Source organism: Arthrobacter sp. B055-34 (genome assembly GCF_059090425.1).
The window spans coordinates 1-12417 of sequence record NZ_JBNHFQ010000003.1 but is presented as its reverse complement, the minus strand read 5'-3'; the positions used below and the strand labels follow the sequence as shown (position 1 = coordinate 12417).

Sequence of the window (12417 nt, the reverse complement as noted above, 5' to 3'; positions counted from 1 at the left end):
CCCGGAGGCCAAGAGCTTCCGCAGAAACCCTCGCGGAACCGCATCGCCGGTATGCCCGCCGCCTACTTCGCTGTTCTGGCAGCCATCCTGCTGGTCGCCGCCTTCACGGGCATCCTGCCGGATACGATGGTGGTCGGGTTCGCCGTGAGCATCGTGCTCGGCGGCGCGCTGGCATGGATCGGCGGACTGGTCCCGGTGATCCGGGACTACGGGCTGCCCACGATTCTGTGCACCTTTATTCCGGCCACGCTCATGTTCGCCGGTGTCATGCCGGAGCCGGTGGTCACGGTGGTGCAGAACTTCCTGGGCGGCTACGGCTTCCTGGACTTCTTCGTCGTGGCGGTCATCGCCGGGACCATCCTGGGTATGCCACGCACCCTGCTGATCAAAGCGGGGCCGCGGTTCGCGGTGCCGCTGCTGGGCTGCATTGTCTTCACCTTCCTGATCGTCGGTGCCATCGGCTTCGTTACCGGGTACGGTTTCATCCAGGCCATCCTGTTCATCGCAGCCCCCGTCATGGCCGGCGGCCTCGGCGTCGGCGCGCTGCCGATGTCCGAGATGTATGCCGCGCAGACCGGTAGCGACGCCTCCGTCTTCATGGGCGATTTGATGTCCGCCGTCGTGATCGCCAACATCGTCTGCATCCTGGTCGCCGGCATCTACAACGGCGTGGGCCGCAACGGCAAGCAGCTCTTCGTCGGCTTCAACGGCCACGGCGAACTCATGCGGATCAAGGGCAAGAAGTCCGAGCTGACCATGCCGCCGAAGAAGAGCTCCGCCAACTTCATGGCCCTCGGGCAGGGCATTGCCATCGCCGGTGTCCTGCTGGTGGCCGGCACCTTGCTGAACGCCTGGATCCCGTTCCTGCACGAATACGCCTGGACCATCGTCGCTGCCGCCGTCGTCAAGATCCTCGGCCTGCTGCCGCGCGAGATGGAAGAAGCCAGCTCCGAATGGGGCGAAATGCTCACCACCTACTTCGTTCCGGCGCTTCTGGTGGGCGTCAGCATCACCTACATCAACATCGAAGAAGTCCTGGTGTCCCTGAGCGATCCGATGTTCATCATCCTGACCGCAGTGGCCGTGCTGACCTCCGGTCTGGTGGCCGGCACCCTGGGCTGGCTGGTCAAGTTCAACTTCGTTGAAGCCTCCATCACCCCGGGCCTCGTCATGGCCGACACCGGCGGCAGCGGCGATGTCTCGGTGCTTAGCGCCGCCGACCGGATGCATATGATGCCCTTCGCTGCGATGACCACCCGGCTGGGTGGCGCGGTGACGCTGTTCCTGACCTCCCTGCTGGTACCACTGCTGGCGACTGCCGGATAGCCAGGAACGTCAAGACATACCCTTCAGACCGTGCCGCGGACCAGATATCCGCGGCACGGACTGGCCTCAACCATCGGCCAAAGGAGCCCCGTGTCCAATTCAGCCAACATCTTGAGCATTGACGGCAAGAGTCCGCGCATCCATCCCTCCGCCTGGGCAGCGCCGACGGCCACCATAATTGGCGACGCGACGCTCGCTGAGGGAGCGAGCATATTCTACGGCGCGGTAGTCCGTGCCGATACGGAGAGCATCACCATCGGAACGGGCAGCAACATCCAGGACAACGTGGTTATCCACGCCGATCCAGGCTTCCCCGCCAGTATCGGCGCCGATGTGAGCGTGGGCCACGGTGCGGTACTGCACGGCTGCGAGGTCCAGGACGGGACGCTGATCGGCATGAATGCCACCGTGCTCAACGGGGCCGTAATCGGCGCGGGTTCGCTCGTCGCCGCCGGCGCCCTCGTGCTTGAAGGAGCGGTTATCCCGCCGCGTTCGCTGGTCGCCGGCGTTCCGGCAAAGGCAAGGCGGGAGCTGACCGACGAGGAGCAGGCCGGCTGCCTCGCCAACGCCACTAACTATGCGGCGCTCTCGAGGCGGCACGCGGACGTGACTGGGAACCTCGCCGGCATCCCCGCTGGCTAAGCCGGCTCCGATCCGATCCGTCCGTTCCGTTCAGGAGCGCCCGACTGCGTTATTCCGGCACGCTGCCACGCCGTTCGGTACAGTGGCACCAACGCAAGGAGGACCGCCATGTCAGACGAACCGGAATTCACCGCCGCCTCGGTCGCGGAGCTGGCCCAGGAACACGGACTGGATATCGATTCCACCAGCGTCACGTTCAATGAGGCCGGCCTGGATTACCTGGTGGCGTTCGCCGTCGCCAGGGGCAACAAGCACTGGATCCTGCGGATTCCGCGCCGGCCGGACGTCTCCGCCAAGATCGCCGACGAAGCGAAAATCCTCAAGCTGGTCAAAGGTAAACTCTCCGCCGCAGTGCCTGACTGGCGGATCCGCAGCCGCTCGCTGATCGCCTATCCGGCGCTGCCAGGGGAGCCCGGCCTGACGGTGGAGGACGGCCAGCCCGTCTGGCATTTCGACCGCGAATCGCCAACCTACTGTGCCTCGCTGGGTCGGCTCATCGCCCAGCTCCACCGGATCGACGCCGAGCAGGCCCACGCCGCGGGCATTCCCACGCTGACCCCGGAAGAAGTACGCGAGGAATGGCGCACCAACCTGGCCAAGGTGGAGGCCGAATTCCAGATCGCCGATGCCCTGCTGGAACGCTGGAACGCCTGGCTGGCCGAGGACAGCTACTGGCCGGACTTCACCGTCTTCACCCACGGGGAGCTCTACCCGGCGCACCTGCTGCTGGACGAGAACGCCGAAATCCGTTCCGTCCTCGACTGGACCACGGCCAAGGTGGCGGATCCGGCGCTGGACTTCATGTTCCAGCACATGGTTTCCACCCCGGAGGCCTTCGAGCTCACCGTCCGCAGTTATCTTGACGACGGCGGACGCGTACCGCCGCGGCTGGCCGACCAATGCGCCGAGCTGATGGCCGCCGCACCGATCAGCTACGGCGTGTACGCGATGACAACCGGGAATCCCGACCATCAGGCGGCGGCTGCCGCGCAGTTGAACCCGGCGGACTAACGGTGGGTTGGGCTCGGCCCCGCGGCACTGCGGAGAACTGCCGGCAGCGGAACGGCGAAGAACAGCCGCGGGTCCTGCAGCAAGGCGGGATAGTGAAAATCCGTCCGGCTGATTTCCCCGCTGAGCACCAACGTCCGCGCGAGCGTGTCCGCCGCCCCGGTGATTGGACCGAGCGTACCGGTAGCGAAGCGCAAGCCGCCGTCGAGCGGTAAGGCGACCGGGTCGCCGTCGTTCGCTTCGTTGAGCAGCGCATCCAACTGCCTGGCCTTCTTCCCCCGCAAGGGCACCCCGGCGGGCGTCAAAGCAGGAAGACTAACGACGGCGGTGCCCGGCTTTTCGCCTTGCCCGCCTTGGGTACGGGCTATCCACAAGCGCGGACCGGTGACTTCAGCGGGGACCAGCTCGGTGGCCGGCTCGGGCCAGATATAGGGGAGCGCATCGGAGGTGCCGGGGAAGCGGGGCCCGTAGAACTCCGAATCCTTCTGGATCAGGTTGGAACGATGGGCGCTGTGGAAATCTTCATCGCCAAGCCAGGGTGGAGGTTTCGGAGTCGCGCTTTCTGCTTCCGGTGCGAACTCGAGGATGGGGCCGCGGGTGGCGTCAGCGTGGCCGCGGGCCAGCCATTCGTCCGTCATGGCCAAGCCGTAACGGACCAGCGCCGGCGCATGCCCCATCCACATCCGCACTGCCGGATGCCGCTGCCAGCCGTAATCAGGAACAGTCAAGGCGCGCAGGATCTGCAGCGTCTCCACCCGCTGCTTGCCCAGGCGCGGCCCGTCGAGAACGGCCGCGCTGGCAGCGAAGTCAGGAAACGGCAGGAACGTCTGCATGTTCAGATCGTAACGTTCCAGCAGGAGTCCGATCAGGCATCGGCGCTACTTGCGGCCCTTGCGTTTCAGCAGCGGTTTTGACGTGCAAGACTTCGCTTGCGCCTTTTTGCCCGGGGCGTTCTTGCTGGGACCACTTTTTCCGGGGGCACTTTTGCCCTTGGCACTCTTGCCAGCCGGGGACGAGCCGGCAGGTCGAGCCGGGGACGGGGCCGAGGGCTTGGCGGCAGCAGGGGCGTCGGTTGCCGAAGAAGCCGCCGGGTTCGTTGGCTCTGGCTCGGGCGCAACCTTCTGCCCGTGTTCTTGATCGGCCGCAGGTGCAGCCTGGTCTGCGGAAGGCGTGCGCTCACCGGCCGGGTTGCCGTTCCGCTGCGGGTTGCCAGCGGCGGGTGCGGCCGGTGCCACGGGTGGCAGTTGCGAGGCGGGAGCGTCCATGGAAGAAACCAACTTGGTGATCTGACCTGTGAAGTCCGGGATGGAGGAATCCCACATCGTGGCCGGCGTCGGCTGTTCTGTGCTGTCGTCCTGCCCGTCGAAGAACACCTCTCGGTAACCCAACCTCTGAACGATCATCCAGACCGCGATCGCGACCATGAGCAGCGTCAACATGACGAATGCGCCTGTCCCGTAGATCCGGACGAGTACGCCCACGGGGGAGATCGTGCCCTGCAGGGCATGGTCCGCCAGCCAGACCACAAGCCAAAAGGTGGCCGTGACAGCCAGGATTCCCAGCGGCAGGCCAAGGCTGGCCTCGGAGGCACGGCGCCGCCAGTTATCCAGAGCAAGGAGCAATCGAGTCATAGGGCTGGTTTTGAACTCCTGTATGTTCCTGGTGGGGGCGGGGACGCTCACTTGGTGTTTCCTTCGGGGACTGGTTCGAAACCGGTTTCTTGGTGGTCAGCGAGTTCCTGGACGAAGCGGTCCAGCATACGCGCAAGTGTTTCACGGTCCTTCGCGGACCAGGTGGCCAGGACCTCGTCAAAGAGGTCGGCTCCGGCCGCACCGATCTGGCGCTGCATCTCGCGGCCTTCTTCGCTGGTGCTGACCAGGGTTGCCCGGGCGTCGCCAGGATCTGACTGGCGGTCCACGAGCCCCTTATCATCGAGCCGCCGGATCTGCGGGGTCATGGTGGATTTATCGACGCCGTGCTGGACGGCAAGCTCGGAGACGCGGACGGGACCGTTTTTGCTGATGTAGTCCAGCAGCGCCACATCGTTGGGGGACATGTCTGAAGCGGCGGGGCCAAACAGTTCCTTACGGACCTGCGAACGCGCAGCCCAACGGATCAATTGGGTGACGCTGGACCGCACTTTGTCGCCCGCGGTTGGGTCGGTGTCAGCCTGACTTCCGGCCCCTTGAATCTTTTGCACATGATGAGGATACGTCCTAAAGTTTGATTGTGCCAATCAAACTAAATCCGGGAGCAAAGTCGACAAGTTCAGGCGTCGCGCACCCTATGGCTGGCTCTCGGGTTTACACTGTAAGTTGAACCGATAAGTATACTTAGTGGTAGTTGGACCAGATTTATTTGGGGGTTGGCGTAGCAAAGTCCAGATTGATCTTCTGTAAGGAAGTGAGAGTGGTAATGCCCAATCATAAAGAGCGCTACCGGCCCATCGGCAGGGATGACGAAGTCTCTGATCCTTGGTGTTCCGTCTGCGCCACAGACGACTATTTGATTATTGAAGAGGCCGAGCCCGCGGAAGAGCAGGATCTCAGCGGGCATCCGTTGTGGAACATCAGCTATTCATGTGCCGAGTGTGAGAGCTTCTACGGGCATCAGACCCGGAAGCCATGGCTGGGCTCGACCGATGAGGCCGGCTGGCTGGTGGCCATCGATACCGCCTACATTCATTGCGGCGAACCGATGCGGCCGTTTGATTCCGCCCACCGGCCCATCTACGATCCGGTGCTCAACCATGATCCCGAGGCGGACGCGCTGCCGCATGTCGAACTGGACACGTTGGTGCTCCGTTGCGCCTGCGGATTCCAGATTGCGGTCCCGGCGGACAGCTATTCGGAAGGCAACTGAGCCGGCAGGAATGCTAAGAGCCGCACCGGCATCCGGTGTGGCTCTTTACACTAGGCGATGGTCACGCGTTCCACGGTCAATGGGGAGGTGGCTGTGGTGTCGGAGGCGGGTGCTGCCACAGGTGACCAGGAGAGCGTGATCTGGATGCCGTCCGCCAGTTCGCTGATCCTCAAGCGCAGATCCTCGTCGTAGAGGTTCCTGCGGTGGGTGGCAAGGCCGTCATCCTCTGCCTGGCGCAACAGCTTGGAGACCGCCAGCGCCATGGCTCGGCCCCAGTCGTACGGATGCTTGCTGTTGGCTTTGGCTGTCGCCGAGTACCTTTTCTCACGCATGGCAGATGTCCTAACGGTCCTGGGGATGGGCGTATTGGAAGGCCTGATGGTTCGTCCGCCCGGACGCAGAGTCAGAGGGGACATGCGTTATTCAGTTGCTAAGGGTGCTGATTTGGTCATTCAGTGTAACGCCGAACGAAAGCATTCGTCCATCATGCGAACAGGCGGCAGCGAAACCGGGTTTGTAACGTCCTGACACGTGGCTCCCCACGGCCGGGGGAGAGCGGTAGCGTCCCTGTATGACCGTTACCGTAGTTGCAGGAAACCCGAAACCGGCCTCCCGGACCCTTGCCGCGGCCCGGCTCCTGGCCGAGCAGATCACCGGAGCCCCGGTGGATGATGCCATCGACGTCATCACTTTGGGCCCAGGCCTGCTGGGGTGGGGCGACGACGCCGTCGCGGCGGCCGTGAGAACGGTCCAGTCCAGTGATCTGGTGATTTTCGCATCGCCGACCTTCAAGGCCACTTACACAGGAGTGCTCAAACTCTTCCTTGACCAGTTCGCTACCGGCGACGGGCTCAAAGGCGTTGTCGCCATACCGTTGATGCTCGGCGCCGGCCCGGCCCACGCGCTGGCCCCGGAACTGCTGCTCAAGCCGGTACTCGTTGAGCTCGGCGCCACGGTTCCCGTGCAGGGTTTGTACCTCAACGAGAAGTCCTGGGAAGACCCGGAAAGCTCGCGCGAATGGCTGGACCGGTGGACACTGGTGATCCAGTCGCTGCTCTGAGCTAGCCGGCGACTTGCTCCGCCTCGAAGCCGAGCAGCAACTCTGGGTCAAGCTCGATGGCTTCGCCGTTGATGACGTGGGCATGGGCTTCGCCCCGCAGAAGTCCCATGGTCACCCTGATGAGCGTGCCGTGCGCGACGACGATGATGCGCTGATCTGGATTCGCGTTAACCAGTTCCTGCAGCGTGGTAATGCTGCGGGCCGCCACTTCGGCTTCCGGCTCGGAAACGAGGAGCACCTTGTCGATCTCGGTCCGGTCCATGCCCAGCAGGACGGTGCCTTCGGCGTCGCGGAAGTCCCGTTCGATCAGTCCTGGCAGAGTGCCGGAAATCGACAGCCCAACGTGCTTGCCGATGATCTCCGCGGTTTCGCGGGCGCGGCGCAAAGGTGATGAAACCAGAAGGTTCCATTCCTCCGTCGCCAGCTTCGCGCCGGCGTCGTTAGCCTGCCTGCGGCCCAACTCATTCAGCGGGATGTCCGTATGCCCCTGAAGCCGTCCCGCCGAATTCCAGTCGGTCTCACCGTGTCGCACCAGTGCCAGCACTTAGGCCTCCTCATGTCCAGTTGTCTGCATCAATCCTGCCCCAATGCGGTGCCAATAGGAAACGACGACGGGGCCGGGCCCGCGAGCGACGCGCGGCGGTCCGCGGCTTCCGGCCTGGCAGCAGAGGCGGTTGAAAAGCCGAGGCACGGGAGATGAAGCCAGGGTAAACGGTTCATGAGAGCACTCTCATCGGTACATCATGTCCCTTTCATATGGGCCGCGTTTAGTCATTACTGGCAGCAAAACCCCGACTAAGGAGAAGACCATGACACTCGTCGCCCACCCCAGCGAAGCCCTTTCCCCCACCATCAGCACCGGAAGCATCGCCAGGACAGCAGTAGCCGTGGATCCCCAGCGGCTGCAGCGGGCCAAGAAGGCCTACACCACCCGTTTCCTGGCGGACCGGCTGGCACTCGATCCCGCCGGGTACGAACTGCTGGACACAACCCCGGCCGCCGGCGACGTGGTGCTGGCCAAGGTAGTGGAGATCGGGAACCACACGAAACTGGAAAGCCCGGCTTCGCGCCGCCAAGCCATGTTCCCCGGTGACGAAATCCTGGTCGCCTTCGGGAACCGCTACGCGCCGGACCAGTTCCTCGCCGTCGTGCCGGATGATCTGGGCGAATGCAGCCTGGTGGCCGGCGGGGGACTCGCCGCCCGGGTCCTTGAGCAGCACGCGGACATCGACAAGGCCACGACCATCCAGCCGATCGGCCTGCTCGCCAAGGACGGCGTGGCGGTCAACCTGCAGGACCTGGCACCGCACACGGTTAACCATGCAACGGAGCTGCCCGGCCGGCCGCCGGTGATTGCGGTGCTGGGTACCTCGATGAATTCCGGTAAGTCGACAACGCTGGGTTGCCTGGTCAACGGGCTGGATGCAGCGGGCCTGCGGGTTTCGGCGGGCAAGGCGACCGGGACCGGCTCCGGCAACGATCCGCGCCTCTTCACTGACGCGGGCGCCCGCTTGGTGCTGGACTTCAGCGACTTCGGCTTCCCAACCACTTATCTGCTGGACTACGAAACCGTGCGCGGCCTGCTGACCAGCCTCATCGACACCCTGACCACGTCCGAGACCGATGTGATCGTGTTGGAGATTGCCGACGGCGTCTACCAGGGCGAAACGAGCAGGCTGCTCCATGACCCGGTTTTCCACGCTGCCGTCGGCCACGTGGTGTTCGCCGCCGCAGATGCATTGGGTGCCACGGCGGGCATCGGCGTCCTGCAGGATGCCGGAGTTTCCGTGCCGGCGGTCTCGGGCCTGCTCACCGCCTCGCCGCTTGCCGCCCGGGAAGCCGCCGGGGTCATCACCACCCGCGTGATCAACACCTACGATCTGTGCAACCCGGCAACGGCCCTGGAACTGTTGCCCGCACGCAAATAAGGCAGGTGCGAAGTATGCCTAGCAAGAAACTTCCGCCTGGCCTGCCCCGGCTGCTCAGTGGCCGCCGGCGTGGTTTGATGGCGCTGCTGGTCAGTACCGGCCTGGCCATGGCGGCGGTGACCGGTGCCAGTGCGCTGCTGATGATGTGGCTGCTCGACGAAGCCCCAGCAGGTGCCGGGAACATCGTCCCCCTCGTCGCCGGACTGGCCGCGGCCGCGCTGGCCATCGGCGGCCTGCGGGCTCTCGAACGGGTGCTGGGCGAGATGCTCGGCCAGGACTACATCCATCAGATCCGCAAAGGCCTGGTGAAATCCGCGCTCGCCACCGACCGGGGTCCGTCGCCGGGCGTGACCATCGCTCGCAGCACCAACGACCTCTCCAGCGTGCGCAACTGGATCGCAATGGGAATCGCGCCGCTGGCCGTGGGCATCCCGCTCATTTTGGGCACGGCGGTGGCGCTGTGGCTGCTCGCGCCGGGACTTGCCCTCGCCGTCGTCGTTCCTTTGGCTGTTCTGGCCGCGGGCCTGGCGATGCTGGCCAGGCCGGCCTTTGAACGGGCGCGTGCCCTGCGGCGGCAACGCGGGCGGCTCGCGGCCCGGCTCGCCGATACGGTCATGGCAGCCGGCACTATCCGCGCCGCGGGAGGCGAAGCGCGCGAGGTCAAACAGGTGGACAAGGCCGGCCGCAACGTGGTCGACGCGGCGGTGCAGCGCGCCGCCGCTTCCGGTTCCATCCGTGGTGCCGCCGCAGCCGCGGCCTCGCTGGGCACCGCTGCCGTCGCCGCCGTGGGCAGCTGGCAGGCCATTCCGACGGCGACTGTCGCCGCCGCGCTGACCATCGTCGGCATGATCGCGGCCCCGATTACTGACATGGGCCGCGCCGTCGAATACCGGCAGAACTTCAAGGCCGCACGCCGAATTCTCGGTCCCGCCCTCGCCGTTTCGGCACCGGAAGGAAACGAACGACGACGGCGGATAGCCGCCTCCGCCGGCCACGCCACTGCTGTGGGTGTGAGTGCGGTAGGCGCGAATGAAGTGGCTTCAAACGGGGAGGCGTTGAACGGGGAGCCGCTGGCCGGCGAGGATGCGGGCTCGCTCCTGGTAGCGGGCTTGTCCGAATGCCGGAACTGCCCCGTCCCGGAGCTTCGGGCCTGGCCGGGTCAGCGGGTGCACATCCGCTCCGCGGATCCAGCAGTGGAGACCAGGTTGCTGGAAACGTTGATCGGTGTGCGCAGGGATCCCGATGCGTTTACTCAGGTCGACGGCCTGTCGCTGCTGGACAGCGGTGGACGGGACCGGCGGCGGCTGGTCGGCTATGCCGCTGCCGGAGCGTACCTGGAGCGGGGATCGATTGCCCGCAGCGTGCGCTACCGCAGGCCTGACCTGAACGCGGCGGAAGGATCGGCCGCGTTGGAACAGGTGGGGCTGGCCGGAGCTATTGCACGGCTGGAGCGGGGCGAGCAGACCATGCTCAAACGCGGCGGCGAGCCTCTGTCCACTTCGGAGCGGGCACGGCTGGTGCTGGCCCGGGCGATGCTGGGGGAGCCTCCGGTGCTGGTGGTCAACCGGCTGGACGCGGACCTGGACCGGGACGGGAGGCAGATGCTGGCATCGGTGGTACGCGACTATCCCGGAGTAGTGCTGTTCGCCTCGGATGATCCGGACGCGCTCGCCGCCGGATTCATCGAATGGTCCGTCGACTGCCCGCACGCCGGGCTGGACCTGACCTGGGTAGCCGCGCGCCCCGTCGTCGTTCATGATGCTTACTGACCTCGGTTATCGACGGTCTGATTAGCTCAGTGAGTGGGGGCCGCGAGGCGCTGGCCAGCGTTCATCCACGGCTGCTGTCTCTTGGCGTCTGCACCTATTGACCTCTGCCGCGGCCAGCAACAGAGTGGTAACTACGGGCGATGGCCTGTCCCGGGCCACCTTGCATCCAATTCCCCTAAGAAGGTAAGACCATGACAGATGCAGCCAATCGGCCACCAGCAGAAGGCGATGACCGGTCCATCCTGACCAACCGGCAAGGGCATCAGGTTTACGACAACCAGAACCAGCGGACGGTTGGCCCACGCGGTCCGGCCACCCTGGAGAACTACCAGTTCCTCGACTACCGCCATATGCAGGGCTTTGGCGTCAATACCTACAAGTGGTGCAACCAGGCCGGCGAAACAGTTTTGGTGAAGTACACGTGGCAGCCGCACCAGGGAGTGAAGAGCCTGACGGAAGCGGACGCGGCGAACATCCAGGCCAACGACACCGGCCACGCTTCCAAAGACCTGTTCGAGGCGATCGAGCGCGGCGACTTCCCGAAATGGGATCTCTACGTGCAGATGATGGGCGACGACGAGCATCCGGAACTCGACTGGGACCCCTTGGATGACACGAAGACCTGGCCGGAACAGGACTTCGAGCCCAAACTCGTCGGCACCATGACGCTGAACGAGAACGTCTCCGACCACCACAACGAGAACGAGCAGATCGCCTTCGGCACCGGCGTGCTGGTGGACGGGCTGGATTTCTCCGACGACAAAATGCTCGTCGGCCGTACCTTCAGCTACAGCGACACCCAGCGCTATCGGGTGGGGCCGAACTACCTGCAGCTGCCAGTGAATTCGCCTCGACGGGTACAGGTAGCCACGAACCAGACCGGCGGGCAGATGTCCTACGGGCGCGATCTCGGCGTGGGGCAGAACGCGCACGTCAACTATGAACCCTCCATCACGGGTGGCCTGCGCGAGGGGCACTACCAGACGGAGGACATTGAGGGCCCGGAGCTCACCGGCCGGCTGACCCGTGCCCGCATCCCGCGCACCAACGATTATGAGCAGGCAGGCCAGCGCTACCAACTGCTCGAAGACTGGGAACAGGATGACCTCGTCACCAACTTCACCACGTTGATTGCGCAGGCGGACCGGAAGGTCCAGGAGCGCATGCTCTGGCACTTCTACATGGTCGACGACGAGCTCGGCTCCCGCGTGGGCGAGGGTCTGGGCATCAGCCTGGAGGATGTGAAGGACCTTGGGCCGTTGCAGTCGCAGACTCTCGCGGATGCCGAGGTGTCGCGGATGAAGAACTTGGGCAAGAACGGTCCGCGGAAAGTCGAAGGGCTCACCATGACGCATTGCGTGCCGAGCGAGCACGTCGTCGTCGCTCCCTGACCTGGAACCTTGACTAACGACAGCGGCGTCTGACCGTTGGGTGAGGCGCCGCCTCTACATTGAGAAGCGTTAGAACGGTGGTGGGGTGTAGAGATCCGGTGGTGGTGGTTCGGCTGGTGGGCGGATGGACCAACTGTTTTCCGGCGTGCTGGTCCATTCGTGGCCGGTACGCGATTTCCAAACGGTGCTGCCGTCGGCATATTGGGTGACTTTCCAACCGCCGGCGTGCTTAGCAGCGTGCTCGGGTTTACAAAGCGCCTTGAGATTTTCCAGCACGGTTTTGCCGCCGTCTTCCCAAGCGATGGTGTGATCAATTTCGCAGAATTTCGCTTCGACGCGGCAGCCGGGGCCGCTGCAGTGCCCGTCGCGTAACCGGACGAGTCGTTTCAGCCATTCGGGCGGGTGCCGCAGGTCTTTCGCGGCCGCGATCG

At 64.7% G+C, this 12417-nt stretch carries 14 protein-coding genes; 8 read left to right on the top strand and 6 right to left on the bottom strand.

Annotated elements, in window-relative coordinates:
• Positions 1 to 51 precede the first annotated feature (51 nt).
• The 3 genes from AC5RWO_RS05960 to AC5RWO_RS05950 all read left to right on the top strand — a co-directional run bounded on the left by AC5RWO_RS05960 (position 52) and on the right by AC5RWO_RS05950 (position 2979).
• On the top strand, positions 52 to 1326 hold the full coding sequence (locus tag AC5RWO_RS05960; protein WP_498730134.1) for a 2-hydroxycarboxylate transporter family protein: 1275 nt from the start codon (positions 52 to 54) through the stop codon (positions 1324 to 1326).
• A 90-nt stretch (positions 1327 to 1416) separates the two neighbouring features.
• Positions 1417 to 1968 carry a gamma carbonic anhydrase family protein gene (locus AC5RWO_RS05955; RefSeq protein WP_498730133.1) on the top strand — a complete coding sequence of 184 codons (552 nt, stop codon included), beginning with the start codon at positions 1417 to 1419 and terminating at the stop codon, positions 1966 to 1968.
• A 108-nt stretch (positions 1969 to 2076) separates the two neighbouring features.
• Positions 2077 to 2979, top strand: a complete 903-nt coding sequence (locus tag AC5RWO_RS05950; protein WP_498730131.1) for a macrolide 2'-phosphotransferase — start codon at positions 2077 to 2079, stop codon at positions 2977 to 2979.
• On the opposite strand, the gene AC5RWO_RS05945 is transcribed toward AC5RWO_RS05950, so the two are convergent.
• Genes AC5RWO_RS05945 through AC5RWO_RS05935 form a run of 3 tightly spaced genes read right to left on the bottom strand, consistent with a single transcriptional unit; the run spans position 2976 to position 5032 of the window.
• Positions 2976 to 3809 carry an MSMEG_6728 family protein gene (locus tag AC5RWO_RS05945; RefSeq protein WP_498730129.1) on the bottom strand — a complete coding sequence of 278 codons (834 nt, stop codon included), beginning with the start codon at positions 3807 to 3809 and terminating at the stop codon, positions 2976 to 2978. The two genes, AC5RWO_RS05950 and AC5RWO_RS05945, sit on opposite strands and share 4 nt — an antisense overlap.
• Positions 3810 to 3854: 45 nt before the next feature.
• A complete protein-coding gene (locus tag AC5RWO_RS05940) occupies positions 3855 to 4658 on the bottom strand; it encodes a hypothetical protein (RefSeq protein WP_498730128.1) in 804 nt (267 codons plus the stop codon).
• Complete coding sequence (locus AC5RWO_RS05935) at positions 4655 to 5032, bottom strand: MarR family winged helix-turn-helix transcriptional regulator (protein ID WP_498730126.1); 378 nt, start codon at positions 5030 to 5032, stop codon at positions 4655 to 4657. Before AC5RWO_RS05935 ends, AC5RWO_RS05940 begins: the two co-directional genes overlap by 4 nt.
• A 359-nt stretch (positions 5033 to 5391) precedes the next feature.
• Between AC5RWO_RS05935 and AC5RWO_RS05930 the strand changes: the two genes are divergently transcribed.
• A complete protein-coding gene (locus AC5RWO_RS05930; protein ID WP_498730124.1) occupies positions 5392 to 5838 on the top strand; it encodes a hypothetical protein in 447 nt (148 codons plus the stop codon).
• 50 nt (positions 5839 to 5888) lie between these two features.
• Here the strand turns inward: AC5RWO_RS05930 and AC5RWO_RS05925 are convergent, their stop codons facing one another.
• Complete coding sequence (locus tag AC5RWO_RS05925) at positions 5889 to 6170, bottom strand: hypothetical protein (protein WP_498730123.1); 282 nt, start codon at positions 6168 to 6170, stop codon at positions 5889 to 5891.
• 239 nt (positions 6171 to 6409) lie between these two features.
• Between AC5RWO_RS05925 and AC5RWO_RS05920 the strand changes: the two genes are divergently transcribed.
• Positions 6410 to 6898, top strand: coding sequence for an NADPH-dependent FMN reductase (locus AC5RWO_RS05920; RefSeq protein ID WP_498730121.1), 489 nt, complete (start codon positions 6410 to 6412; stop codon positions 6896 to 6898).
• Position 6899: 1 nt separating this feature from the next.
• On the opposite strand, the gene AC5RWO_RS05915 is transcribed toward AC5RWO_RS05920, so the two are convergent.
• Positions 6900 to 7442, bottom strand: coding sequence for a histidine phosphatase family protein (locus AC5RWO_RS05915; RefSeq protein WP_498730119.1), 543 nt, complete (start codon positions 7440 to 7442; stop codon positions 6900 to 6902).
• Positions 7443 to 7707: 265 nt separating this feature from the next.
• Here AC5RWO_RS05915 and AC5RWO_RS05910 point away from each other — a divergent pair, with 265 nt between their 5' ends.
• From AC5RWO_RS05910 to AC5RWO_RS05900, 3 genes are all read left to right on the top strand, one after another.
• Positions 7708 to 8826 (top strand): DUF1611 domain-containing protein, encoded by a 1119-nt coding sequence (locus AC5RWO_RS05910; RefSeq protein ID WP_498730117.1) that lies wholly within the window; start codon positions 7708 to 7710, stop codon positions 8824 to 8826.
• Positions 8827 to 8840: 14 nt separating this feature from the next.
• Positions 8841 to 10595: an ABC transporter transmembrane domain-containing protein gene (locus tag AC5RWO_RS05905; protein WP_498730115.1), complete on the top strand. Its 1755-nt coding sequence runs from the start codon at positions 8841 to 8843 to the stop codon at positions 10593 to 10595.
• A 191-nt stretch (positions 10596 to 10786) separates the two neighbouring features.
• Entirely contained in the window at positions 10787 to 11986 is a 1200-nt protein-coding gene (locus AC5RWO_RS05900; RefSeq protein WP_498730113.1) for a catalase, read from the top strand.
• Between the two features lie 69 nt (positions 11987 to 12055).
• On the opposite strand, the gene AC5RWO_RS05895 is transcribed toward AC5RWO_RS05900, so the two are convergent.
• On the bottom strand, positions 12056 to 12417 hold a 362-nt coding region (locus AC5RWO_RS05895), incomplete at its 5' end, for an HNH endonuclease signature motif containing protein (protein WP_498730111.1).